This is a genomic window from Nocardioides sp. N13(2025) (assembly GCF_051912545.1).
In the GTDB taxonomy this organism is placed as follows: Bacteria; Actinomycetota; Actinomycetes; order Propionibacteriales; family Nocardioidaceae; genus Nocardioides.
In genome coordinates, this window is sequence record NZ_CP196809.1 from 2,483,705 (window position 1) to 2,506,858 (window position 23,154).

The 23,154-nt window shown below is 71.3% G+C and carries 23 protein-coding genes and 2 tRNA genes; 10 read left to right on the forward strand and 15 right to left on the reverse strand.

Translation table 11 applies throughout. The features are described 5' to 3' along the window. Positions 1-134 precede the first annotated feature (134 nt). From ACS3YM_RS12025 to ACS3YM_RS12035, 3 genes are read left to right on the forward strand one after another with little or no spacing between them, the layout of a single operon-like run. A complete protein-coding gene (locus ACS3YM_RS12025; protein WP_439936670.1) occupies positions 135-725 on the forward strand; it encodes a TetR/AcrR family transcriptional regulator in 591 nt (196 codons plus the stop codon). A gap of 54 nt (positions 726-779) precedes the next feature. Beyond that, the gene (locus ACS3YM_RS12030; RefSeq protein WP_439936671.1) at positions 780-1,994 is read left to right on the forward strand and encodes an acetyl-CoA C-acetyltransferase; all 1,215 of its coding nucleotides are present in this window, start codon (positions 780-782) and stop codon (positions 1,992-1,994) included. A 35-nt stretch (positions 1,995-2,029) separates the two neighbouring features. Beyond that, complete coding sequence (locus ACS3YM_RS12035) at positions 2,030-2,521, forward strand: MarR family winged helix-turn-helix transcriptional regulator (protein WP_439936672.1); 492 nt, start codon at positions 2,030-2,032, stop codon at positions 2,519-2,521. 120 nt (positions 2,522-2,641) lie between these two features. Here ACS3YM_RS12035 and ettA read toward each other — a convergent pair whose 3' ends face one another. From ettA to ACS3YM_RS12060, 5 genes are all read right to left on the reverse strand, one after another. Continuing rightward, positions 2,642-4,324, reverse strand: a complete 1,683-nt coding sequence (ettA, locus tag ACS3YM_RS12040; protein ID WP_439936673.1) for an energy-dependent translational throttle protein EttA — start codon at positions 4,322-4,324, stop codon at positions 2,642-2,644. Between the two features lie 125 nt (positions 4,325-4,449). After that, positions 4,450-4,890, reverse strand: a complete 441-nt coding sequence (locus ACS3YM_RS12045; protein ID WP_439936674.1) for a single-stranded DNA-binding protein — start codon at positions 4,888-4,890, stop codon at positions 4,450-4,452. 313 nt (positions 4,891-5,203) lie between these two features. Beyond that, entirely contained in the window at positions 5,204-6,859 is a 1,656-nt protein-coding gene (locus ACS3YM_RS12050; RefSeq protein ID WP_439936675.1) for a YfjP family GTPase, read from the reverse strand. Between the two features lie 41 nt (positions 6,860-6,900). Next, positions 6,901-8,703, reverse strand: coding sequence for a dynamin family protein (locus ACS3YM_RS12055; RefSeq protein WP_439936676.1), 1,803 nt, complete (start codon positions 8,701-8,703; stop codon positions 6,901-6,903). After that, positions 8,700-9,818, reverse strand: a complete 1,119-nt coding sequence (locus ACS3YM_RS12060; protein ID WP_439936677.1) for a PrsW family intramembrane metalloprotease — start codon at positions 9,816-9,818, stop codon at positions 8,700-8,702. The genes ACS3YM_RS12055 and ACS3YM_RS12060 overlap by 4 nt, the downstream gene beginning before the upstream one ends. A gap of 118 nt (positions 9,819-9,936) precedes the next feature. Between ACS3YM_RS12060 and ACS3YM_RS12065 the strand changes: the two genes are divergently transcribed. Both ACS3YM_RS12065 and ACS3YM_RS12070 read left to right on the forward strand, forming a co-directional pair. After that, positions 9,937-11,334, forward strand: coding sequence for an aminopeptidase P family protein (locus ACS3YM_RS12065; protein WP_439936678.1), 1,398 nt, complete (start codon positions 9,937-9,939; stop codon positions 11,332-11,334). After that, on the forward strand, positions 11,327-12,484 hold the full coding sequence (locus tag ACS3YM_RS12070; protein WP_439936679.1) for a methyltransferase domain-containing protein: 1,158 nt from the start codon (positions 11,327-11,329) through the stop codon (positions 12,482-12,484). Before ACS3YM_RS12065 ends, ACS3YM_RS12070 begins: the two co-directional genes overlap by 8 nt. A 3-nt stretch (positions 12,485-12,487) precedes the next feature. On the opposite strand, the gene ACS3YM_RS12075 is transcribed toward ACS3YM_RS12070, so the two are convergent. From ACS3YM_RS12075 to ACS3YM_RS12085, 3 genes are all read right to left on the reverse strand, one after another. Next, the gene (locus tag ACS3YM_RS12075) at positions 12,488-13,006 is read right to left on the reverse strand and encodes a hypothetical protein (RefSeq protein ID WP_439936680.1); all 519 of its coding nucleotides are present in this window, start codon (positions 13,004-13,006) and stop codon (positions 12,488-12,490) included. Between the two features lie 73 nt (positions 13,007-13,079). Further along, positions 13,080-13,697 carry a hypothetical protein gene (locus ACS3YM_RS12080; protein WP_439936681.1) on the reverse strand — a complete coding sequence of 206 codons (618 nt, stop codon included), beginning with the start codon at positions 13,695-13,697 and terminating at the stop codon, positions 13,080-13,082. 61 nt (positions 13,698-13,758) lie between these two features. Continuing rightward, complete coding sequence (locus ACS3YM_RS12085; RefSeq protein WP_439936682.1) at positions 13,759-14,478, reverse strand: alpha/beta fold hydrolase; 720 nt, start codon at positions 14,476-14,478, stop codon at positions 13,759-13,761. Between the two features lie 57 nt (positions 14,479-14,535). On the opposite strand from ACS3YM_RS12085, the gene ACS3YM_RS12090 reads away from it, so the two are divergent. Together ACS3YM_RS12090 and ACS3YM_RS12095 are read left to right on the forward strand one after the other, a co-directional pair. After that, positions 14,536-14,608 (forward strand) — tRNA-Arg (locus ACS3YM_RS12090). Positions 14,609-14,696: 88 nt separating this feature from the next. Further along, the gene (locus ACS3YM_RS12095; RefSeq protein ID WP_439936683.1) at positions 14,697-15,842 is read left to right on the forward strand and encodes an acyltransferase family protein; all 1,146 of its coding nucleotides are present in this window, start codon (positions 14,697-14,699) and stop codon (positions 15,840-15,842) included. A gap of 248 nt (positions 15,843-16,090) precedes the next feature. On the opposite strand, the gene ACS3YM_RS12100 is transcribed toward ACS3YM_RS12095, so the two are convergent. From ACS3YM_RS12100 to ACS3YM_RS12110, 3 genes are read right to left on the reverse strand one after another with little or no spacing between them, the layout of a single operon-like run. Further along, positions 16,091-17,119 carry an adenosine deaminase gene (locus ACS3YM_RS12100; RefSeq protein ID WP_439936684.1) on the reverse strand — a complete coding sequence of 343 codons (1,029 nt, stop codon included), beginning with the start codon at positions 17,117-17,119 and terminating at the stop codon, positions 16,091-16,093. Between the two features lie 13 nt (positions 17,120-17,132). After that, positions 17,133-17,906, reverse strand: coding sequence for a DsbA family protein (locus tag ACS3YM_RS12105; RefSeq protein ID WP_439936685.1), 774 nt, complete (start codon positions 17,904-17,906; stop codon positions 17,133-17,135). Further along, on the reverse strand, positions 17,872-18,387 hold the full coding sequence (locus ACS3YM_RS12110; RefSeq protein WP_439936686.1) for a MauE/DoxX family redox-associated membrane protein: 516 nt from the start codon (positions 18,385-18,387) through the stop codon (positions 17,872-17,874). Before ACS3YM_RS12110 ends, ACS3YM_RS12105 begins: the two co-directional genes overlap by 35 nt. 75 nt (positions 18,388-18,462) lie before the next feature. On the opposite strand from ACS3YM_RS12110, the gene orn reads away from it, so the two are divergent. The 3 genes from orn to ACS3YM_RS12125 all read left to right on the forward strand — a co-directional run bounded on the left by orn (position 18,463) and on the right by ACS3YM_RS12125 (position 20,851). Continuing rightward, positions 18,463-19,119, forward strand: coding sequence for an oligoribonuclease (orn, locus tag ACS3YM_RS12115; RefSeq protein ID WP_439936687.1), 657 nt, complete (start codon positions 18,463-18,465; stop codon positions 19,117-19,119). A gap of 43 nt (positions 19,120-19,162) precedes the next feature. Continuing rightward, a tRNA-His gene (locus ACS3YM_RS12120) sits at positions 19,163-19,238 on the forward strand. Positions 19,239-19,426: 188 nt separating this feature from the next. Then, the gene (locus ACS3YM_RS12125; protein WP_439936688.1) at positions 19,427-20,851 is read left to right on the forward strand and encodes a phospholipase D-like domain-containing protein; all 1,425 of its coding nucleotides are present in this window, start codon (positions 19,427-19,429) and stop codon (positions 20,849-20,851) included. 21 nt (positions 20,852-20,872) lie between these two features. Here ACS3YM_RS12125 and ACS3YM_RS12130 read toward each other — a convergent pair whose 3' ends face one another. Genes ACS3YM_RS12130 through ACS3YM_RS12145 form a run of 4 tightly spaced genes read right to left on the reverse strand, consistent with a single transcriptional unit; the run spans position 20,873 to position 23,070 of the window. Beyond that, the gene (locus tag ACS3YM_RS12130; RefSeq protein WP_439936689.1) at positions 20,873-21,982 is read right to left on the reverse strand and encodes an aromatic acid exporter family protein; all 1,110 of its coding nucleotides are present in this window, start codon (positions 21,980-21,982) and stop codon (positions 20,873-20,875) included. A gap of 52 nt (positions 21,983-22,034) precedes the next feature. Continuing rightward, a complete protein-coding gene (locus ACS3YM_RS12135; RefSeq protein ID WP_439936690.1) occupies positions 22,035-22,301 on the reverse strand; it encodes a metal-sensitive transcriptional regulator in 267 nt (88 codons plus the stop codon). Further along, positions 22,301-22,699, reverse strand: a complete 399-nt coding sequence (locus tag ACS3YM_RS12140; protein WP_439936691.1) for a DUF302 domain-containing protein — start codon at positions 22,697-22,699, stop codon at positions 22,301-22,303. The genes ACS3YM_RS12135 and ACS3YM_RS12140 overlap by 1 nt, the downstream gene beginning before the upstream one ends. Beyond that, positions 22,696-23,070 (reverse strand): thioredoxin family protein, encoded by a 375-nt coding sequence (locus ACS3YM_RS12145; RefSeq protein ID WP_439936692.1) that lies wholly within the window; start codon positions 23,068-23,070, stop codon positions 22,696-22,698. Before ACS3YM_RS12145 ends, ACS3YM_RS12140 begins: the two co-directional genes overlap by 4 nt. Between the last annotated feature and the right edge of the window lie 84 nt (positions 23,071-23,154).

Below are 23,154 nucleotides of genomic sequence, written 5' to 3' on the forward strand. Positions count from 1 at the left end.
TTCTACAGGTGTAGACTTTCTACGTATGTAGAAGGCTACTCTCCGCTGGGGCAGGCGCAAGTCGGGCCGGTAGTGTCCTGCGTCACCGTCGTCGTCGCCGCCCCACAGGCGGCGGAGAGCCCGAGGAGAGCACCGTGGTCCCTGCGAGCGAGGAGCTGTCGCCGCGCCGGCGCGAGATCCTCGCCGCGGCCATGACCGTGCTCGCCCAGCAGGGCAACCGCGGGCTGACGCACCGTGCCGTCGACCGGCAGGCCGGCCTGCCCGAGGGCAGCTCCTCCGCCTACTTCCGCACCCGGGACGCCCTCCTGGGCGCCCTCGGGGACTTCGTGGCGGACCGGCTGTCCGCCGACGTCGAGGCACTCGGCGCCCGGCTCGCGTCCTGCCCGGGTGACCACGAGCGGGCGGTCGCGGAGGTCTCCGGGCTGTTCTCCCGCTGGCTCGACCAGCCCGACCTGCTGGCCGCCCGGCTCGAGCTGACGGTGGCCGCGACGCGGGACCCCTCGCTGGCGGAGCGGTTCGCGCTGTGGCGCGACGACCTCGTCGGCATGGTCCGCGAGGTGCTGAGGAGGGCGGGCAAGGACGACGGCGCGTCGGCCGAGACGCTCGTGGCCGCTCTCGACGGCGTGCTCCTCGCCTCGCTGGTGCTGCCTGCCCGCCGCCGTCGCAGGTTCGTCAGCGAGAGCGTCGAGCAGCTGCTGACCGGGCTGGGCACCGAGCCGGCCTAGTCGCGGACTAGGGTGCCGGGAGACCCCCGACCTCTCGAGTGACCGGAGCTCCCCATGCCCGAGGCAGTGATCGTCTCTGCAGCCCGCACCCCCATCGGCCGCGCCAACAAGGGCTCGCTGAAGGACTTCCGGCCCGACGACCTGACGGCCCTGGCCGTGCAGGCCGCCCTCGACAAGGTCCCTGACCTCGACCCGACCACCATCGAGGACCTGCTCCTCGGCTGCGGCCTGCCCGGCGGCGAGTCGGGCAACAACATGGCGCGGGTCGTCACCACCCTGCTCGGCCTCGAGGTCCCCGGCGCCACCGTCACCCGCTACTGCTCCTCGTCGGTGCAGACCACCCGGATGGCCTTCCACGCCATCAAGGCCGGCGAGGGCGACATCTTCGTCTCGGCCGGCGTCGAGACTGTGTCGCGTTTCGCGAAGGGCACCTCCGACCACATCCCCGGCACCCGCAACCCGCTCTTCGAGGACGCCGGCGCGCGCACCGACGAGATGGCGAAGGGCGGCCAGGACTGGCACGACCCGCGCGAGGACGGCCACCTCCCCGACATCTACATCGCCATGGGGCAGACGGCCGAGAACGTCGCGCGGCTGCGCGGCCTCGACCGCAAGGAGCTCGACGAGTTCGCCGTCCGCTCGCAGAACCTCGCGGAGAAGGCGATCGCCGACGGCTTCTGGGAGCGCGAGATCACCCCTGTCACCACGCCCGACGGCACGGTCGTGACCCAGGACGACGGCCCCCGCGCCGGAGTGACGTACGACGCCATCGCCGGCCTCGACCCGGTGTTCCGCCCCGACGGCGTGGTCACCGCCGGCAACTGCTGCGCCCTCAACGACGGCGCCGCAGCGGTCGTCATCATGTCCGACACCAAGGCCAAGGAGCTCGGCCTGACCCCGCTGGCCCGGATCGTGTCCACCGGCGTGTCAGGCCTGTCGCCCGAGATCATGGGCCTCGGACCGGTCGAGGCCACCCGGAACGCCCTCAAGCACGCCGGCATGAGCATCGGCGACATCGACCTCGTCGAGATCAACGAGGCCTTCGCCGCGCAGGTCGTGCCGTCCTACCAGGACCTCGGCATCGACCTCGACCGGCTCAACGTCAACGGCGGCGCCATCGCGGTCGGGCACCCCTTCGGCATGACCGGCGCCCGCCTGCAGAACACGATGCTCAACAGCCTCGACTGGCACGACAAGTCCACCGGGCTCATCACGATGTGCGTCGGCGGAGGCCAGGGCATGGCCATGATCATGGAGCGCACCGCCTGACCGGGATCGCCCTGCGCGAGCACTAGGCTGCCGCCATGACTGACCCAGACGCTCGCTGGCTCGACGACGGCGAGCAGCACTCGTGGCGTGCCCTGATGATGGGCATGACGCTGCTGCTGGAGCGCCTCGACGACGACCTGCGCCGCGAGTTCGGCATGTCACTGACCGAGTACGAGGTGATGGTGCGGCTGTCCGAGAGGCCGGGGCGCGCCATGCGGATGGCGCAGCTGGCCGACGCGATGGCGCACTCCCGCAGCCGCGTCACCCACACGGTCGCGCGCATGGAGGCCGTCGGCTACGTCACCCGCGGCACCACGCCGGAGGACGGCCGCGGCGTGGTCGCCACCATGACGGAGAAGGGCTACGAGCTGCTGGTGAAGGCGGCGCCCTGCCACGTGGAGAGCGTGCGCCGCAACCTGGTCGACCTCGTGCCGCGTGCCGACTTCGCGGCCGTGGGGCGCGTCTTCGACGCCGTCGCCGACCACCTGGTCACGCGACACCCGGAGAGCGAGATCCGAACCCCGTGAGCTCGCGCGCAGCGCGAGGTCACGCCGGGTGAGGAGGTTGAGGAGCGTCGGCTCGCACCGGGCTTGCCCGGGACGAGCGACGCGTCTCGAAACCTAGCGACCCTCGACCAGCGAGGAGGCTCAGTCGCGGGTCAGGCGGCGGTGCGTGACCCGGTGCGGTCGCGCGGCCTCGATGCCGAGGCGCTCGATCTTGTTCTCCTCGTAGGACGCGAAGTTGCCCTCGAACCAGAACCACTTCGCCGGGTCCTCGTCGTCGCCCTCCCACGCCAGGATGTGGGTCGCGACGCGGTCGAGGAACCACCGGTCGTGGGAGGTGACCACGGCACAGCCGGGGAAGTCGAGGAGCGCGTCCTCGAGCGAGGACAGCGTCTCCACGTCGAGGTCGTTGGTGGGCTCGTCGAGGAGCAGCATGTTGCCGCCCATCTTGAGCGTCAGCGCCAGGTTGAGGCGGTTGCGCTCACCACCGGAGAGCACGCCGGCCTTCTTCTGCTGGTCAGGGCCCTTGAAGCCGAACGACGCGACGTACGCGCGCGAGTTCATCTCGAAGTTGGCGACCTTGATGAAGTCGAGCCCGTCGGAGACGACCTCCCAGACGTTCTTGTTGGGGTCGATGCCGCCGCGGCTCTGGTCGACGTAGGAGATCTTCACGGTCTGACCGACGGTGAGGTCGCCCTCGTCGGGCTGCTCCTGGCCGGTGATCATCCGGAAGAGCGTGGTCTTGCCGACGCCGTTGGGGCCGATGACGCCGACGATGCCAGCGCGGGGCAGCTTGAACGAGACGTCGTGCATCAGCGTGCGGCCCTCGAAGCCCTTGCCGAGCTTCTCGGCCTCGAGCACGATGTCACCGAGGCGCGGGCCCGCCGGGATGTTGATCTCGGAGGTGTCGATCTTGCGCATCCGGTCGGCCTCGGCCGCCATCTCCTCGTAGCGCGCCAGACGCGACTTGCTCTTCGCCTGCCGGGCCTTGGGGTTGGAGCGGACCCACTCCAGCTCCTTCTCGAGCATCTTGGCGCGCTTGGCGTCCTTCTGTCCCTCGACCTTGAGCCGGTCCTTCTTGGTCTCGAGGTAGGTGGAGTAGTTGCCCTCGTAGGGGTGGGCCTTGCCGCGGTCGAGCTCGAGGATCCACTGCGCGACGTTGTCGAGGAAGTAACGGTCGTGGGTCACGGCCAGGACGGCGCCGGGGTAGCTGGCGAGGTGGCCCTCGAGCCACTGGACCGACTCGGCGTCGAGGTGGTTGGTGGGCTCGTCGAGGAGCAGCAGGTCGGGCTGCTGGAGGAGCAGCTTGCAGAGCGCGACGCGGCGGCGCTCACCACCGGAGAGGTTGTCGACGAGGACGTCCGGCGGGGGGCAACGCAGCGCGTCCATGGCCTGGTCGAGGCGGCTGTCGAGGTCCCACGCACCGGCGTTGTCGAGCTCGGTCTGGAGGTCGCCGGTCTCCTGCATGAGGGCGTCCTGGTCGGCGTCGGGCTCGCCCATCTCCATGTAGGCGTCCTCGAGGCGCTTCATCTTCGCCTTGAGCTCGCCGACGGCCTCCTCGACGTTCTCAAGGACCGTCTTGCCCTCGGTCAGCGGCGGCTCCTGCTGGAGCATCCCGACCGTCGCGTCCGGGTCGAGGATCGCGTCCCCGTTGTTGGCGTGGTCGAGCTGCGCCATGATCTTGAGGAGCGAGGACTTGCCCGTGCCGTTGGGTCCGACGACACCGATCTTGGCGCCGTGCAGGAACGACAGGGTGACGTTGTCGAGGACGACCTTGTCACCGTGGGCCTTGCGCACGTTGCGCAGTGTGAAGACGTACTCAGCCATGCGGGCGAGCCTACGGGTCAGCCCGCCCGCGCCGACAATCGCCCGCGTGCTCGGACGATCACATCGGGGCGTGTGACGATCCGGCGCTCCTGGCGACCGGACCGTCACACGTCCGGCACGACACCTCAGGCGGCCTGGGGCTCGGTGCCGTCCGCGGCGGGGACCGACGGCAGCTCGGCCGGGCCGGCCTCGACCGGGACGGACTCCGCGACCGCCACCGCCTTGACGAAGCGCGTCGTGCCGTGGGACAGGTCGTGGCCGACCGACGTGGCCACGACCTCCCACGACGTCTGCGGCTTGCCGTCGCGCTCCCACACGTCGGCGACCAGGCGGCCGTGCACGACGACGGGGTCCCCACTGTGCAACGACGCCGCGACGTGCCGGGCGAGGCGGTTCCACGCCTTCACGGTGTGCCAGGACGTGGTGCCCTTGACCCACTCGCCGTCGCGGTAGCGGGTCGGGGTGCAGGCCACGCGGAACGAGGCGACGTGGCGGTCCTGGCCGACCTCACGCAGCGTGACCTCGCCGCCGATCCAGCCCGCCAAGGTGATCTGGGTGTCGTACATGGGTGTGTCTCCCGGTGCCGGCGGCGGTGGTTCCGCCGCGATCACCCCAATCTGCGGGCCCCGACCGACAGGCGTGGCCCTGAAGGCCCGCCACCTGTGGACAGTCGCAGATCTGGCGCACCGGTGGACGGAAGCTGGCCCGTGATCCCGATCGAGGTCGCGTCGTCCGAGGGTGGCGGCACATGACAGCGCCGAGGCCCAGGGTGGCGGCAGACGACACGAGCTGAGCCCGTCTTGTTGTCGTATGCCGCCACCCACAGGGGCGGCGTCGTCGTATGCCGCCACCCACAGCGGGCGACCCGCCGCGCGCGCCTCAGCGCAGGGCGACTGCGAGACCCTCGCGCACCGTGGCGTAGGAGGCGAGCTCGGCCTGGATCGGCTCGACCACGACCTCGCCGGACACCTCCGAGATCGCGTCGCGGAGCCGCTTGTCGGCCGTGCGCGCGCGTGCCTTGGCGGTCAGCGAGACCAGCCATCGGCACACCAGCGCCAGGAGCAGCCCGAGGAGCACGCCGCCGAGCAGCAGCAGGGTCGGCAGCGGGAACGACCAGACCTCGGGCGTCGGCGGCTCGGGCAGCCGGGCGTAGGACCCGAAGGCGAGGAGGGCCAGCCAGCCCGCACCGACGATCGCGGAGACGATGAGGACGTACTGGAGGACACGCACCAGGCCTGCCCACACCGGGATCCTGTCGGCGCCGAGGTCGGTGGACGCGACGGCGCGGTCGAGGCGGTCGTTGAGGTCCGGCAGCCGCGACACCGACGCCGTGCGGACGGCGTGCGCCCACGACGGGGCCATGCCCTCGCCCACCTGGTCGGCCAGGGCGCGGACCTCGGTGTCGACCCGCGCGCGCTGGACCCCGGTCGCCTTCGGCACCGACGTGCGCGACGCACCGGTGAGCTCCTTGCCGGCAGACCCGAGGTCGAGGTGGAGGCGCTTCAGCGGGTCGGGCTTGAGACGGGAGAACCACGCCGTGACGGGCCACCCGGTGGCGCGGTTGGCGCGCATCCGCGTCGAGTCGGCGACCGCCTTCACCACCGTCGGCACGCCGGCCGCGTCGGCGAACGCGTCGTCGAGGGCGGTGATCCGCTCCTTCGACAGCGTCGGGGCCTTGCCGCTGCCCGTTGCGTCCTGCAGGCGCTGGGCGGCGGTCTTCACGTCGGCCTCGAGCCGGGACCGGGTGACCTTCTTCGCAGCCACGCGCTCGGCGATCATGCCGCGCAGCTCGTCGATGCCCCAACCGTGACGGGCGCTCACCGGCAGCACGGGCACCCCGGCCAGGCCGTCGAGCTCGAGCAGGCGGCGTACGTCGTCGAGCATGGACGCGCGCCGGTCCTCGGCGACGGTGTCGATGTGGTTGAGCACGACGAGCATCACGTCGCGGTGCCCGGCCAGCGGCTTGAGGAAGCGGTCGTGGATCGCGGCGTCGGCGTACTTCTGGGGGTCGAGCACCCACACCAGCATGTCGGCGAGCTGGACCAGCCGGTCGACCTCGAGGTGGTGGGACACCTCGGTGGAGTCGTGGTCGGGCAGGTCGAGCAGCACGACGCCGCGCATGTCGGCGTCCTCGTCGGCCTGGGACAGCATCGAGTCGCGGGTGACCTGGTGGCGGGCGGGGATGCCGAGCCACTCCAGGAGCTCCTCGGCGCCCTCCTTGCCCCAGACGCAGGCCGTGGCCCACGAGGTGGTGGGACGGCGTACGCCGACGGCGGAGAGCTCGAGCCCACTGAGGGCGTTGAAGGTCGAGGACTTGCCGGACCCGGTAGCACCGGCGAGGGCGACCACTGTGTGGTCGGCGGAGAGCTTGAGTCGGCCGGCGGCGCGGGCCGCGACGGCCGTCGCGTCGTCGACCACGGCAGGGTCGACGCGCCCGCGCGCCGCCTCGGCAGCGCGCTCGAGTCCGTCGACGCGGGCGCCGATGTCAGAGCTCCTGGTGACCAGCTTCTTGGCCCCTTCGAGCAACGACGTCATGACTCCCTCACGGCACTGGGTGGACTTGTCCTGCACCAACCCTAGGGGGCGGTGCCACCGGTCTCCGACACCTGGTGGGGACGGGTGGCGGCGAAGCGGAGGTCGTCGACCTTGCGGGCGGCGGCACGCAGGCGCTCGGGCGCCTCGGGCGAGATCTCCAGGCTGTCGAGCAGGTCGGTGTAGCGGCGGCGCTCGGAGTCGAGGAGCTCGCCGACCGACACCTCCAGCCGGCGTCGCGCCCGCTCGGCGAGCGAGCGGACGGCCTGGTCGCCGAAGACGGCCTCGAGCAGCTTCTGGCCGAGCACCGCGGACCCGCCCGCGATGCCGGCCTCGGCACCGGTGACGCCAGCCGTGTGCGCGAACACGACGACCATGAGGGCGACGGACAGTCCGTTGACCCCGAAGGCCAGGAAGCGGGCGGTGGAGCGCTTGTCGGCGCCCTCGGTGCGCACCATCTCCAGCACGTCGGACTGCCAGTCGCGCACGGCACGCTCTGCCCGGCGGCGGAAGTCGCGCGAGGCCCGGCCGAGGTCCTCCCCCGCGTCGCGCAGCAGGATCTGCCCGGCGGCGGTGCTGCGCCACGACGCCTCCGCCCGCTCCGCGGCGGCCTCGGCGTGCTCGAGCACGAGGGTCTCCAGCCCGGACTCGACCGCGACGGTGACCCGTTCGGCCTGCTGGGGCTTGCCCTTCACCGCGTTGACGACCCGGTCGCGGAGCCAGCCGACGCGGGTCTCCAGCGACTTGAGCAGCTCTCCGGTGCCGACGAACTCCTGCCACCGCGCGAGCACCTCGCCGCGCAGCAGGGTGCCGTCGGCCGACGCCTCACTGATCGCGGTGCCGGCGCGGTCGTAGGCGTCGTTGGCGTCCTCACGGAGCCGGCGTACGGCGTCGGTCTGCTCCGTCGCCGCGTCCGCGACGGCGTGGGTGCGGCGGGCCAGCGTGCGGATGGCGCCGTCCAGGGTCTGCTGGATGACCGCCCCGCGCGCCTCCTGGTCGTCGGCGAGCGCCTGGAGCCACTGCCGGACCTCGATCACCGAGGACGACGGGAGCAGCCCCATCTCGGAGACCTCGCCCTCCTCGACGATGAAGAGCGGGGAGTCCTTGAGCCCGCGGCTGGCGAGCATCCGCGCGAGGTGCGTGGCGATCGTGTCCACCGCGTCGTGCGGCGTGCGGTCGAGCACGATGGCCACGGCGGCCGAGCGCTCGGCGGCCTTGCGCAGGAAGTCCCACGGGACCTGGTCGGCGTACCTCGCCGCCGAGGTGACGAACAGCCACAGGTCGGCGGCCGCGAGCAGCTGGGCCGCCAGCACCCGGTTGCGCTCCTCGACCGAGTCGATGTCGGGGGCGTCGAGGATCGCCAGGCCCGGCGTCATCGCCGGCGAGGCGACGAGCTGCAGCGCCTCGGGGTCGTTGGTCTGACGCGAGACGCGCTCGAGCTCGGGCAGCAGCCGGTCCTGGCCGAACCACTTCGCGTCGTCGGGGTGGTGCACCAGCACGGGCGAGCGCGTCGTCGGGCGGAGCACGCCGGGGGTGGTGACCCGCGTCCCGACGAGCGAGTTGACCAGCGTCGACTTGCCGGCGCCGGTGGACCCGCCGACCACCGCGAGCAGGGGTGCGTCGAGGGTCATCAGGCGCGGGATGACGTAGTCCTCGAGCTGGTCGACCATCTCGGTCCGGGAGGCGCGCTGCTCCTCGGCCCCGGGAAGCTCGAGCGGCAGCCGGGCCACCTGCAGGGCGCCACGCATCCGCACCAGGGCGGTCACCATGGCGGTCGTCGCGTCGGGCGTACGACGACCGGGGAACGGCGTCTGGTCCGCGGCTGCGTCCGAATCGTGCTCGGTCATCGGGTGGGCACCACCTGTCCGGGGAAGGAGATGTAGGGGCGGATCCGGCGCAGCTCCTCGAGGTGCTCCTGACCACGGATGTCGAAGTCGTCCGGCGCGGTGCCGCGCAGGTAGCGGTGGTGGAGGTAGCCCAGCTCGATGGCTGCGGACTGGTACTCCCGCATCCCGCGCTCGCCCTGCTTCCCGCCCTGCTGGCGGGCCCACCGCCGCGCGTGGCGCCGGGCCCGCAGGTCGACCAGCCAGCGGATGTCGGTCGCCGGCAGCAGGCCACGGGCTGCGGCGTCCTGCAGGGCCTCGGTGAGCAGCGGTCGCTCGGAGCGTCGCCGGTAGACGGCGAAGGCCATCACGCCGAGGAAGGCCGGCAGCATGAGCGTGCCGTAGACGAGGAAGAAGTGCCCGGTGCCGGACATCGTCGAGGTGTTCCACAACCCGTGCAGCAGGGCGGCCAGCACGAAGCCGGCGATGGGCGCCAGGACGCGGATCGGGAGCCGGTGGGACGCGATCGCGAGGCCGACCCCGATGCCGGTGAAGATCGTGAACAGCGGGTGCGCGAACGGGCTGATCAGGCAGCGGACGATGAACGTGCCGGTGAGTGCGCTCGTGCCGCCCGGGCCCAGCCCGTCGGTGCCGTCGTAGGCCGCTGCGAGGTAGAGGATGTTCTCGGTGAAGGCGAAGCCGATGCCGACCATGCCGGCGTAGACGATGCCGTCCAGCACGCCGTCGAGCTCGTGGCGCCGCCACCACAGCAGGAGCAGGAGGAAGGCGCCCTTGGTCGCCTCCTCGGTGACCGGCGCGACCACGGAGAGGCTGTCGCGCTCGCTCGTCCCGCCCGCCAGGCCGATCCCCTGGAACACGAGGGCGGCGGCGGTGGCCACGAACGCACCCCACAGCAGGCCGGCCACGAGCAGGTTGCGCGGCTCGGGCTCGTAGCGGTCGAGCCACATGAAGCAGCCGACGAGCGGCCCGACCGGCACCGCCGCGAGCAGGGCTGCGAGGGCCAGCGAGGACGGCGCGCCGGAGAGGGCGACGACGAGGGCCATCGCGATGCCGCCGAGCAGCACGAGGATGCCCACCACGACGGTGAAGGCGACACTGTCGCGACGGCCTCGGAGCATGTCCCGACCCTAACGGAGCAGCGTCTCCCGCCCCCCTTCGCCGCACCCCTTGGGGCGGTGCGTCACGGGTCCTCCCAGGCATCGTCGGAGGACGCCGCGCGCGGCGTACAGTGACCGCGTGAGCGAGCCCACCTCAGAGATCCCAGCCGAGACCGCCGCCGACGCCGCGGAGCCGAAGACCGAGTCGCACGACCCGGCCGTGCCCGCCGCCTATGCCGCCTTCATGCGCGAGGGCTGGGGCGACCGCGAGCTGGACGTGCCTCGGCACCCCGTCGCGGACCGGGCCGCCGCCCGTCGCGCGACACTGGCCGAGGCGTTCCCCGGCGAGCGGCTCGTGCTCCCGGCCGGCACCTACAAGGTGCGCTCCAACGACACCGACTACCGCTTCCGCCCCGACACGGCCCACACCTACTTCTCGGGCAACCAGACCTCCGACGCCGTGCTGGTCATCGAGGACGGCGAGTCCGTGCTCTACGCCCGCCCGCGCTCCGAGCGCGACACCGACGAGTTCTTCCGCGACCGCCAGTACGGCGAGCTCTGGGCGGGCCGGCGCCCGTCGGCTCAGGAGATCTCCGACTCGCTCGGCATCGAGGTGCGCCACGTCAAGGACCTGCCGTCCTTCGACGACGACCGCAAGACCCGCGACCTCACCACCGACGAGGACCTGGCCCGCGTCGCCGACGAGCTCCGCCTGGTCAAGGACGAGTGGGAGGTCGGCGAGCTGCAGGAGGCCTGCGACATCACCGCGCTCGGCTTCGAGGACTCGGTGCGCGAGTGGGACCGCGTCCGCGAGTTCGGCGAGCGGTGGATCGAGGGCACGTTCTTCCGCCGGGCCCGCGCGATGGGCAACGACATCGGCTACGACTCGATCTGCGCCGGCGGCTCGCACGCCACGACGCTGCACTGGATCGACAACACCGGCGCCATCGAGCCCGGCAAGCTGGTCCTGCTCGACATGGGCGTGGAGGGCCACAACCTCTACACCGCCGACGTGACCCGCACCCTTCCGGTCGACGGCACGTTCACGCCGCTCCAGCGCGAGCTCTACGACCTCGTGTGCGCCGCCCAGCAGGCCGGCATCGACGCCGTACGACCGGGCGTCCCGTTCCTCGCCGCGCACCACGCCGCGATGGACGTGCTCGCCCACGGCCTCGAGGGCATGGGCCTGCTCCCGGTCCCCGCGCAGGAGGCGCTCGACCCGGAGTCGAAGGTCTACGCCCGCTGGACCCTGCACGGCACCTCGCACATGCTCGGCATGGACGTCCACGACTGCGGCCGCTCGTCGGTCGACATCTACCCCAAGGGCGACCTCGCCGAGGGCATGGTGCTCACGGTCGAGCCCGGGCTCTACTTCCAGGAGGACGACCTGCTCGTCCCGGCGGAGCTGCGCGGCATCGGCATCCGCATCGAGGACGACATCCTGGTCACCGCCGACGGCAACCGGAACCTCTCGGCCTCGCTCCCCCGCACGTCGGCCGACGTCGAGGAGTGGATGGGGTCCCGCATCGGTGGCTGACCCGGCGCCCAGCCTCACGATCGCCGACGGGTTGCCGCGCTGCCACCACTTCGACGCCCACCGCTGCCGCTCCTGCACGCTCATGGGCGTCGCACGTGAGCAGCAGCTCTCGGACAAGGAGCGGCACGCGCGCTCGCTCGTCGACGCCCCGGTGTGGCTCCCGACCGTGGCCGGCGCCGACGTCGGCTTCCGCAACAAGGCCAAGATGGCCGTCGGCGGCAACTTGGACGCACCGACGCTGGGGATCCTGGACCGCGACTTCTCCGGGATCGACCTGCACGACTGCGGCCTGCACTCCTCGGGCCTGAGGGAGGCGCTCGGCCGCATCGCCGAGTGGATCCGCGAGGCCCGCCTGACGCCGTACGACGTGGGGGCGCGGCAGGGCGAGCTCAAGCACGTCCTGCTCACGGAGTCGCCCGACGGCGAGATGATGCTGCGGCTCGTGATGAGGTCGACGGCGCTCGAGGCGCGCGTCCGCTCCCGCCTGCCGGCACTGCGCGAGGCCGTGCCGAGCCTGCTCGTCGTGACGATCAACGTCCAGCCCGAGCACAAGGCGGTGCTCGAGGGCGAGCGCGAGATCGTGCTGACCGACGTCGCGACCCTTCCGATGCGGCTCGCCACCGGGGTGACGCTGCGGCTGGGGCCGCGCTCCTTCTTCCAGACCAACACGTTCGTCGCCGAGGCGCTCTACGAGCAGGCCCGCACCTGGGTCGACGGGCTCGACGACGTGCGCACCGTGTGGGACCTCTACTGCGGTGTCGGCGGCTTCGCGCTGCACCTCGCCGCGCCGGGCCGCGCGGTGCTCGGTGTCGAGATCTCGCCCGACGCCATCGCTGCGGCCAGCGCGACGGCGACTGAGCTCGGGCTGAGCGCGGAGCTCGTGGCCGGCGACGCGACGGCGTACGCCCTGGGTGCGGGCACGGCGCCCGACCTCGTGGTCGTCAACCCGCCCCGGCGCGGCATCGGCCCCGACCTGGCGGGCTGGCTCGAGCAGTCGGGCGTGCGGCACGTCGTCTACTCGTCCTGCAACGCCGAGTCGCTGGCTCGGGACCTCGCACTCATGCCGTCGCTGCGCCCCGTCGAGGCGCGGGTGCTCGACATGTTCCCGCACACGACGCACTACGAGGTGATGGTGCTGCTCGCGCGGTGATCGTCAGCCGCGGTGGACCCGGGGACCGAGGCTGATGCCACGCTTCCGCAGCGTGTCGCGCTGGGCGTCGTCGACGTAGATCACGAGCTTGGCCTCGGGGTCCTCGAGGGCATCGAGGCTCAGGTCCGTGGCCATCACGCCGACCTGGACCCATCGTGGGGAGCCGAGGCACTCGGCGGGCACCGTCATCGTGACCGTGTCACCGGCGCCGTCGAAGCGTCCGGTGAGCCCCGCGCACTCGACCTCGCGTCCCGACCTCCTCACGAAGGTCAGCCTGATCCGCTTCCCCGCGATGCGGGTCATCGTCATGTAGTACTCGCCCTGCGACGTCCGGACGCGGACGTCCATGCGGAGGAGGGGGCCGTTCTGCAGGTCGCGGAAGTGGGCGGTGATCTCCAGGCCGGACGTGTCGTGCTCGAGAACCGTCCGCGTGATGTCGCTCGTGACGTGGCGGGGCACTCGCGGGCCGTCCTGGTCGGCGGCGAGGTCGATGAACCGCACGTCGCCCACGGCGTCCTCCACCACCACCCTCTCCGCGTGCGCGGCGACCGGCGCGAGAGAACGAGGGGTACGGCCAGAGCGAGGAGGCGACGGATCATCCGCGACGCACCTGGGGGCCCAGCGCGATCCGGTCGCGGATCTCCCCGGTGCGGTGGGCGTCGTCGGCAAGGACGACGACCTCCTCCACACCTTCAGCACTGGTCGCGGTCGTCAGCACGGCGACGCCGACACCGACCCGGACCCATCGCGGGTCCCCGAGGCATGACGCCGGGACGGTGACGGTGGCCCGCGACGACGCCCGGTCGCTCACGGTCCGCAGCCGGGGGCACTCCACGGAGCGCCCACGGCGGGTCAGCTCGGCCGTCGGCCGGCGCCCGAGGTGCTCGGTCTCGACCTCGAAGGTGCCCGTCGGCGTGCGGACCCTCAGGACGGCGAAGTACTGCCGCTCCCGGCCGAGCTCGCGCAGGTCGACCCGCACCCTCAGGCGACGTACGTCGTGGTCGACCACGGTGCGCACCACGTCCGCGCTCAGGTTGTCCGGGGTGGGCACGAGGTTGGCCAGGTCGTCCTGCCCCTGCTCCGTCGGCCCGACGGTCACGACGTCCGCGACGGCGTCCTCCGTCGTCAGCTCCTCGGCGTGCACCGCGGTGGGCAGGAGCAGGACAGCGGGCGCGAGGGCGGCCATCAGCCGTGGGGCGAGCCGGAGGGACATGGGCCGCACCCTAGTCAGGCGCCGCCTGACGTGTGACCCGAACCACGGAATGGGGCGGTGCTCAGGTTCCCCACGCCAGGGACTCCGCGAACGCCAGCACCGCCTCGGCGAAGGCCTCCGGTCGATCGAGGTTGGCGAGGTGCGATGCCCCGGGAATGGTCTGCACCCGCGCGTCGGGAAGCACGCGCAGCACGTCCCGGGTGCCGAGCCGGAACTGGTCCCACTGGCCGTTGAGCAGCAGGACCGGGCACTCCAGTCCGCGCAGCATCTCGGGTCGGCAACCGTCCATCACCGCCCGCCAGGCGGCGGGCGTGGGCGCGAAGTAGTAGCCCCCCGCGATGACCGGCTCGATCAGCTCCGGCGCATAGAACCGCCGCAGCACACGGTCGTTGACGCGGGTCATCCGCTCGGGGCCGATCCGGTCGGTCAGGGCCGCGACCGCGCGGTAGACCGCCGCGCCCGGCCCGACCGGCGTGGCGCTGCAGCCGGCCAGGACCAGGCCGTCGAGCCGGTCGCCGTGCGCGTCGGCGTACGCCATCGCGACGTAGCCGCCCAGCGAGTGACCCACCAGCACGACGGGAGCACCCTCGGGAGCGGCATCGACCGCCTCGTCCACCACCTCCACGGCTCGCGCCAAGGTGAAGGCCTCGCCGGCGAGGCGGCCGTGACCCGGGAGATCCACGAGCCCGACCGTCGCCCGACCCTCGAACAGCGGCAGCTGGGGCGACCACTGCGAGCTGGCCAGCCGGGACCCGTGGACGAGGACGAGGTGCGGACGCACGAGATGAGGATGCCAGCACGCGTGCGGGTGGGGCGACTGGGATACTGGCCGCGCCCAGCCCCCGTGGCGCAACGGATAGCGCAACGGCCTTCTAATCCGTGGGTTGCAGGTTCGAGTCCTGCCGGGGGCGCTCGCCCGACGTCGTGCTGCGCCCGACCCGCAGTGACACCGAGCGGTCGCTCGGTCGCCGAGCTCGTCGTGGGGCATACGCTACGCGGGTGCGCGGTCAGATCTCGTCAGTCCACATCCTCCGAGGCATCGCCGCACTTCTCGTCGTCTGGGCCCATCTCAGCGCCTACTGGCTCTTCACGATCCGCGAGACGTCGAGCATCCAGGACGCCTGGGCCACCACCATCGCCAGGCCGCTGCACGTCTACCAGGACGGCGGGTTCCTCGGCGTCCTCATCTTCTTCCTCATCAGCGGCTACATCGTCACGCACGCGTCGCTCTCGGAGACCCGCCTCACCTACCTCACCAAGCGCGTGTTCCGGATCTTCCCGCCGCTGCTCTTCGCGCTCGCGGTGCTCTGGGTCCTCATGCACCTCATGCCGGCGCTCGGGTTCCAGCTCCGCACCTTCCACGGCGGTCCACCCCTGCGATGGCTCCAGTCGCTGCTGCTGCTGGACGGCTTCACGCCTGGGCCGTACATCCTGTCGATCACGTGGACACTGGCAGTGGAGATCCTCTTCTACGCCCTCGTGCTCGGCGTGATCGGCCAGCAGCGGCGACACCCCCTCGCCACGACGTGGGTGATGGTCGGCGTCTGGATCGCGGGCGGCATCGCGACGTTCTACGTGCCGCTGTTCGACCAGCCGCTCCAGGCCGAGGTCGAGGGCCGTGAGCTGGTGATCTTCGTGGGCGTGCTCCTGGTCGGACGCTGCACCTACCTCGCGCACGCGCGGCTCGCCAGCGGCTGGGCAGCGACCTCGACCGCCGTCGCCATCGGCGTGACCGTGGGGACCCTTCAGGAGGTTCACGACCCTGGCTTCCTGCTGACCCCGAACGGGTTCTCCGACACCGAGCCCGTGCTGGCGTACGCCGTGGCCATCGCCGTGTTCGTCGCCATGCTCTGGTGGTCGCCGACGCGCGCCGCGCAGCCGTTCGGCTGGCTGGGCGACATCAGCTACTCCCTCTACCTGCTCCACATGCCGGTCGGTTTCGCCACGCTCGGCGTCCTGTACACGTACGACGTCCCCAACTCCGCGGCCACGCTCATCGCCATCGCCGCGTCGATGCTTGCCGCCACACTCGCGTTCCACCTCGTCGAGCGCCCGAGCCAGCGCATGGCACGCGCGCTCCTGGCCCGAGCGCCGCGGACCGTGCCCGGGGCCGTGTCCTCCCCGCGGCCCGCGGGTCACAGGTGAGCGGACCGGTCGACGCGCGCTGCGACACGCGGCGCGTCCTCCCGGACCGGCGCGGACGGCCACGTCAGGATGTGGGCAGGCCCCGCCACGTATGAGGTTGCGGGGCCGAATGCTTCCCCGGTGCAGGCGCGCACCGGGCTCGAAATGGGTGAGACCCCGGCAAGTATGAGTTGCCGGGGTCTCGGTGTCTTCCGGACCGAAGTCCTTCCGACACCCACATTCTGGCCCCGGTGTGACCGGCGGCACAATCACCCCAAGGGAGGCGATTCGGCGGCGTACGCCTCGATCTCGGACGCGACCCGGGCCTTGACGTCGGCGGGGGCGAAGGAGGACTCGACGGCCGCGAGGGCCAGGTCGGCCACCCCGCGCTCGTCGAGGTCGAGCAGCCCGGCAGCCACCTCGTAGTCGTTGTTCAACGTCGTGGAGAACATCGGCGGGTCGTCGGAGTTGATCGTCACCCTCACCCCGGCCTCGACGAAAGCCCGCAGGGGGTGGTCCTCGATCCGGTCGACGGCACGGGTCGCGATGTTGGACGTCGGGCACACCTCCAGCACGACACCCGTGTCGGCGAGGTGGGAGAGCAGCTCGGGGTCCTGGGCCGCTGAGACGCCATGGCCGATCCGCTCCGCTCCGAGCAGCCGCACCGACTCCCACACGGTCTCCGGGCCCGTGGTCTCGCCGGCGTGCGGGACCGAGCGCAGCCCGGCCGCGCGAGCGGCGTCGAAGTGCTCCTGGAACTGCGCGCGCGGCACCCCGATCTCCGGCCCGCCGAGGCCGAAGCCGACCAGTGCGTCGGTGCGGTGCTCGAGGGCGTACGACAGGGTCGCGTCGGCCGCGGGGATGCCGGACTCCCCCGGGATGTCGTAGATCCAGCGCATCACCAGGCCGAAGTCGCGCTCCGCGGCGACCCGCGCGTCCTCGATCGCGTCGGTGTAGTCCTGGATCGCGATGCCGCGCACCACGGACGTGTACGGCGTGCAGGTGAGCTCGGCGTAGCGCAGGTTCTGGCCCTGCGCCATCTCGCGCGCGACCTCGTAGGTGAGGAGGCGGATGTCCTCGGGCGTGCGGACCAGGTCGACGACGGCGAGGTAGACGTCGATGAAGTGGGCGAAGTCGCGGAAGGTGAAGAACTCCTTGAGCCCCTCCAGGTCACTGGGGACCCCCGCGTCGGGGTGGCGCTCCGCGAGCTCGGAGACGATGCGCGGCGACGCCGACCCGACGTGGTGGACATGGAGCTCGGCCTTGGGCAGGCCGGCGATGAAGTTCTGGAGGCTCACGCCCGGCAGTGTGTCAGCCGACCATGGCCTTCGCGATGTCGGCGAGCGTCTGGCCCTCGGCCTTCTGGCCGTCGACGAAGACCGTGGGGGTCGAGTTGATGCCGTCCTTGGACGCGGCGTCGCCCGCGGCGTCGACCCAGCCCTCGAAGGCCATGTCCTCGATGCCGGGGCGTACGTCGGACTCCTTCGCGCCGGCCTCGACCGCGAGGTCGACCAGGTCGTCCTTGCTGGGGAAGGGCCCCTCCTCCGACGGCTGGTTGTCGAAGAGCAGGTCGTGGAAGGCCTTGGCGACCTCGGGACCGGACGCGTCGAGCACGACGGCGAAGGCGTTGGCGGACTCGGGCGAGTAGTCACTGATGCGCTCGAGGAAGGGCAGCGGCCGGTACTCGACGTTGACCTCGCCCGCCTCGACAGCGGCGTCGAGCTGGTCGCGCACGGTCTTCTCCAGCTGGCCGCAGAAGGGGCAGAGGAAGTCCTCGTAGACCACGATCTCCTTGGGTGCGTCAGCGTCACCGATCACCATGCCGTAGTTGCCCGAAGCCCCCGACGGCGCGGTGTCCGGCTTGTCGGAGCCCAGGTTGGTGACGAGGAAGTAGCCGCCGACGATGAGCGCCAGCACCCCGGCGACGAGCCCGAACCGGGTGAGCTGCTCCTTGCGCTTCGCGGCCTTGCGTCGCTCCTCGGCCTGCGCCCTGGCGCGCTCGGTCCTGGCCCGCCGGGCGTCCCGCTTGGCCGCCGTCGCGGCCTTCTCCTCAGCGGTCCTGTGCGAGCTCTTCTTCTGCGCCATCGAGGCTTCCTCCGGTGTCGTTGTCGATGTGTGAGCCAAAGAGGACCGAGTCCAGGGCCAGCCTCGAGCGTGGCCGGACCACCAGCCAGACGGACAGGGCCAGAAGACCCACGTCGCGGGCGATCTCACCGGGGTACTTGGCGGCCGCGTCGGGGATCTCTCCCCCGCCGCCGAAGCACCCGCAGTCGATCGACAGCCCGCGCGCCCACGCGCTGGAGATGCCGATGATGAAGGCGACGAAGAGCAGCGCCGAGACGACCGACGTGCCGCGCACCATCACCCCCAGCACCAGGCAGAGCCCGATGACGACCTCGAGCACGGGCAGCACGTGCCCGACGGCCGGGACGACCGCCTCCGGCAGGAGGTCGTACGCCCGCACGGCGCGCACGCTGTCGGACGGATAGGGCAGCTTGAGGGCGCCGGCGACGATCCACACGCCACCGGTCGCCAGGCGCGCGACGAGGCCGAACCAGTCCTTCACATCCCGAAGGGTAGGAGGTGAGCCTGAGTCGTGGCTGAGAACCGCTCGCCCGGTGGGTGGGTAGGGTGACCGCTCGTGAACGACAGACTGGTGTGGATCGACTGCGAGATGACCGGCCTCGACCTGGGCGCGGACGCGCTGATCGAGGTCGCCGCCCTCGTGACGGACTTCGACCTCAACGTCCTCGGTGAGGGCGTCGACGTGATCATCAAGCCGTCGCAGGAGTCGCTGGACCAGATGGTCGAGTTCGTGCGGAGCATGCACGAGAAGTCCGGCCTGCTCGACGAGCTCGCCAGCGGTACGACGCTCGCGGAGGCCGAGGAGCAGGTGCTGGCCTACATCAAGGAGCACTGCCCCGACGGCAGCCGGCCCCCGCTGGCCGGCAACACGGTGGCCACCGACCGCGCGTTCCTGGCGCGGGACATGCCGGGGCTCGAGTCGTTCCTGCACTATCGGATCGTCGACGTCTCCTCGATCAAGGAGCTGTCGCGCCGGTGGTACCCCCGCGCCTACTTCGCGGCCCCGACCAAGCGCGGCAACCACCGGGCCCTGGCGGACATCCAGGAGAGCATCGAGGAGCTGCGTTACTACCGCGAGGCCGTCTTCGTGCCGCAGCCGGGCCCCGACAGCACCCAGGCCCGGGAGATCGCGGCACGCCACGGCGGCCAGCTGACCGGGCTCGGCCCGGAGTCGAGCACCGATGCGGACCCGGATTCAGGGTCCGCGGGCTGATTGCCCTACACTTCTCGTCGTCCGCAGCACGCTGCGGGACATGGTGGGTATAGCTCAGCTGGTAGAGCGCCGCCTTGTGGTGGCGGATGTCGCGGGTTCAAGTCCCGTTACTCACCCCAAGCAGATCGAGCCCCCGACCTGGTCCAGGTCGGGGGCTCGACGCACGGCCGGCCGCCCCGTTTTGACGTGAACGGCACTTGTGACGTCAAGTAGACGTACCAGGGTGCGCTTGCGTGTGCTCGGTCCCGGGCATGTCACCTCAGCGTCGAGGGCCCGACATGCAGGCCCAGTCCCGAAAGGTGTGTCCGTGTCGAGGTTCTTCACCACCCTGGTCGCCGTGTGCCTGTCCCTCGCCACGTTGTCGGCCGGGACCGTCGCCGCCGCCAGCAGCTCCGCTGAGGTGCGTACGGAGAGGCCCAGGACGTGGAAGGCCCCACACGGCCCCGTCTTCAACGACCCCCACCGCAAGGCCGGCCACTTCACGATCGAGCAGCAGGTCGTCAAGACGATCCGTCACACGCCTCGGCGCGAGACGATCCGGATCGCGGTCTACTCCTTCGACCGCATGCCCGTCGCGAACGCGCTGATCGACGCGCACAAGCGGGGCGTCCGGGTCCAGATGCTGCTCAACGACCACCAGGACACCCGGGCGATGCAGGCGGTCCGGTCCGAGATCGGCACGAACCGGGACAAGAACAGCTTCATCTACAAGTGCAAGGCCGGGTGCCGCAGCACGGAGAACGAGTTCAACAACCTGCACACGAAGTTCTACTCCTTCACCCAGGCAGGCCAGTCCCAGGACGTCATCGCCGTCGGGTCGGCCAACATGATGCTCAACGCCGCCCTGCACCAGTGGAACGACCTCTACTTCAGCTCCGGCAACCACACCCTGTTCCGGCAGTTCGTCTCGCTCTTCAACAACATGAAGAAGGACTGGGACAAGCGCCGGCCGCCCCGTCACTTCTGCGGGACGCCCCTCACCGGCACCTGCGACGACTCGGTCGACCAGGACACCGTGTGGGCGTTCCCGAAGCCGTCGGGCCCGAAGAGCGACCTCGTCCTCGACATGCTCGGCCGGATCCAGTGCGTGACCCCGGACGGCGCCGGTGGCGTCACGCGCACCCGCCTCGCCCTGTCCATGCACACCATGCGCGGCCGACGCGGGGACTACCTCGCCGAAGCCATCCGCAACAAGTACGCCGAGGGCTGCGACTTCCGCGTCAGCTACGGACTGATCGGCTACCACACCAAGCAGATCCTCGGTGCGCCCACGGCACGCGGGCGGATCCCGCTGCGCTCGACCGGGATGGACTACAACACCGACGACGACTACGACCTCAACCACGACGGTGAGGACGACCTGATCCTCGACTACTACAGCCACCAGAAGTACTTCGTCGTCCAGGGCACCTACAACGGCGTCCCCGACACGAGCATGGTGCTCACCGGGTCGTCCAACTGGGCCAGCCTCAGCACCGCCAACGACGAGATCTGGCTCACCGTCCAGGGCAAGCGCGTGGCGAGGAAGTACGTCGCCAACTTCGACTACCAGTGGGACCACCAGCGGAACTCGCGGGACGCCTACACCACCACCTACTCCACCTTCAGGGTCGCGCGGCAGGAGCGTCAGGCCGACGGCACGCTGCGCACGGTGTACGACACGGTGCGCCGGCCCGTCACGACGGTCGAGCGTGACCCCTACCGCAAGGGCCCCTACTGGGAGAACGACTGACCCAGCCGGCCGGCGGGCCGGTCAGCGCACCGCGGCCCCGGGGCCGGGCGGGATCTGGATGCGGAGCGGCCGGCCGAGGATCGGGTTGGCGGCGGCGACCTCGTCCATGGCGTCGATGATGTTGCGCAGGTTGATGATCATCGCGCCGTAGACCGGCCACTCGCTCGACCGCTCGGTGGTCCGCAGCTCCTCGGTGAAGGCTTCCAGGCGCCGGCGCACGGACAGGAGCGCCGAGGGGTCGGCGGCAGCCGCGGCCCGCCCGGCGTCACCGAGCATCTCCACCCAGGGCCGGGCGAAGTCGGAGTCCAGGGTGTGCTCGGCGGAGTGCGCCCCGATGGTGCGGGCGAGGCTGCGGGTGTCCGCGATCGCCTGCTCCATCCGCCGCAGCAGCTCGTGCCACTGGCGCGGGTCCCGCATCGACCGGGCCGAGCGGCGGGGGTTCATCCGCGCGCTCTCCTGGGCCTGCCGCACCAGCGCCCACGCGTGGTCGAGGTCCTCGTCGATGTCCCGGGTGCGCTCGATCCAGTCCTCGACGTCCTCATCCTGTCCGCGGCCGCCGAGGTCGCCCGCCATGTCGGCCAGCAGCTCACCGATGGCGTCGTCCACACGGTCCAGGGCCTTGGCAGCGGTGTGGCGCCGCAGCGGCGGCCAGGCGACGAGGTTGACGACCAGGCCGACGGCCACGCCGATGGCGGTGTCGAGCAGGCGCGAGATGAGCATCACGTCGCTCTCGAACCCCGTGGTGAGGACCACCAGGCCGGTCGTCGCGATGGTCGTGGCCTCAGCCCCCAGCCAGGGCACGGCGCCGAGCACCAGCGCGACGGTCAGGAGCACCGCGATCGCCCAGGTGGTCAGGCCGAGCGTCTCCCCCACTGCTGTGGCCAGCAGCACCGCCGCCACTGTGGCCGCGACCTGCTGCGTGCCCTTGGAGAACGTCCGGTAGACGGTCGCATGCACCACCAGCAGGGCGGCCCAGGGGGCCAGGAACGGCTGCGGCAGGTCCAGCACGCTCGCGGCGATGACCCAGGCGGCGACCGCCGCCAGCACGGTCTTGGTCAGCTGGAGGACGTCGTTCCACCAGATCGGATCGCTGATCCGGTCGTTGATCCGTTCCCTCGCTCTTTCCCACATGTCGATCCCTCCCTCACCGACCGACCCTACGGGCGGCCCCAGTGGGGACGGCTCAGGCCAGCGAGAGGAAGAGCTTCTCCATCTTCTTGACGTCCAGGCTGTCGACCTCGCCGTCGTTGGCGACCAGGCACTGCTGCAGGCCGCTCGCCACGATCGCGAACCCGGCCCGGTCGAGCGCCTTGGAGACGGCCGCGAGCTGCGTGACGACGTCCTCGCAGTCCCGTCCCTCCTCGAGCAGCCGCAGCACACCGGCGAGCTGGCCCTGGGCCCGCTTGATGCGGTTGATGACCGGGGTCATCTGGTCGGCGTCGAGCTCCATCAGTCCTCCTGCGACAGGGCGGCGAGGGCCGCGGTCAGGCGTTGCTTGGCGTCGGCGGCCACGGAGTCGAGCGCGCCGGCACCGGCGAGACCCATCATGGCGTCGGGGTCGAAGGCCTCCACGACGGTGGTGCTGTCACCGGTGGAGCGGACCACGACGTTGCACGGCAGCACGGCGGCGATCGAGGGGTCGATCCCGATGGCCTCGTAGGCCAGGGCCGGACGACAGGCGCCGAGGATCACCTGCGGCGGCAGGTCGACGTCGAGCTTGGCCTTCATCGTGGCGGCGAGGTCGATCTCGGTCAGGATGCCGAAGCCCTGGTCGGCCAGCGCGTCCCGGGTCGCGGCGACGGCGGCGTCGTACGGCAGGGCGACGATGGTGCTCAGCGTGTAGGTCATGCGCCCATCCTCTCGTGACTCGCCTCGGCGTCGCGCATGGCGGCCTCGACGTCGAGGGCCCGTACGGCCGCGATCAGTTCCTCGAGCGCGGGCGCGGGGAGCGCGCCGGGCTGGGAGAACACCAGCACCTGGTCCTTGAACGCCATGAGCGTCGGGATCGAGGTGATGCGGGCGGCGCCGGCGAGCTGGGCCTCGGCCTCGGTGTCGACCTTGCCGAACACGATGTCGGGGTGCGCCTCGCTGGCGCGCTCGTAGACGGGTGCGAACTGTCGGCACGGGCCGCACCAGCCGGCCCAGAAGTCGACGAGCACGATCTCGTTCTCGGCGACGGTGGTCTCGAAGTCTTCGCTGGTCAGGTTGCGGGTGGTCATGTCTGCTCCTTGTCTGGGAATACCCCCGGGGGTGTTTTGCCTTCAGCGTACATACCCCCTAGGGTATTCCTCAACAGCTGAGGA

Coding starts and splice junctions, on each gene's coding strand:
- ACS3YM_RS12030 (WP_439936671.1), top strand. CDS start 780: ATGCCCGAGGCAGTGATCGTCTCTGCAGCCCGCACCCCCATCGGCCGC.
- ACS3YM_RS12035 (WP_439936672.1), top strand. CDS start 2,030: ATGACTGACCCAGACGCTCGCTGGCTCGACGACGGCGAGCAGCACTCG.
- ettA (WP_439936673.1), bottom strand. CDS start 4,324: ATGGCTGAGTACGTCTTCACACTGCGCAACGTGCGCAAGGCCCACGGT.
- ACS3YM_RS12045 (WP_439936674.1), bottom strand. CDS start 4,890: ATGTACGACACCCAGATCACCTTGGCGGGCTGGATCGGCGGCGAGGTC.
- ACS3YM_RS12050 (WP_439936675.1), bottom strand. CDS start 6,859: ATGACGTCGTTGCTCGAAGGGGCCAAGAAGCTGGTCACCAGGAGCTCT.
- ACS3YM_RS12055 (WP_439936676.1), bottom strand. CDS start 8,703: ATGACCGAGCACGATTCGGACGCAGCCGCGGACCAGACGCCGTTCCCC.
- ACS3YM_RS12060 (WP_439936677.1), bottom strand. CDS start 9,818: ATGCTCCGAGGCCGTCGCGACAGTGTCGCCTTCACCGTCGTGGTGGGC.
- ACS3YM_RS12080 (WP_439936681.1), bottom strand. CDS start 13,697: ATGTCCCTCCGGCTCGCCCCACGGCTGATGGCCGCCCTCGCGCCCGCT.
- ACS3YM_RS12105 (WP_439936685.1), bottom strand. CDS start 17,906: ATGGCGCAGAAGAAGAGCTCGCACAGGACCGCTGAGGAGAAGGCCGCG.
- ACS3YM_RS12130 (WP_439936689.1), bottom strand. CDS start 21,982: ATGTGGGAAAGAGCGAGGGAACGGATCAACGACCGGATCAGCGATCCG.
- ACS3YM_RS12135 (WP_439936690.1), bottom strand. CDS start 22,301: ATGGAGCTCGACGCCGACCAGATGACCCCGGTCATCAACCGCATCAAG.
- ACS3YM_RS12140 (WP_439936691.1), bottom strand. CDS start 22,699: ATGACCTACACGCTGAGCACCATCGTCGCCCTGCCGTACGACGCCGCC.
- ACS3YM_RS12145 (WP_439936692.1), bottom strand. CDS start 23,070: ATGACCACCCGCAACCTGACCAGCGAAGACTTCGAGACCACCGTCGCC.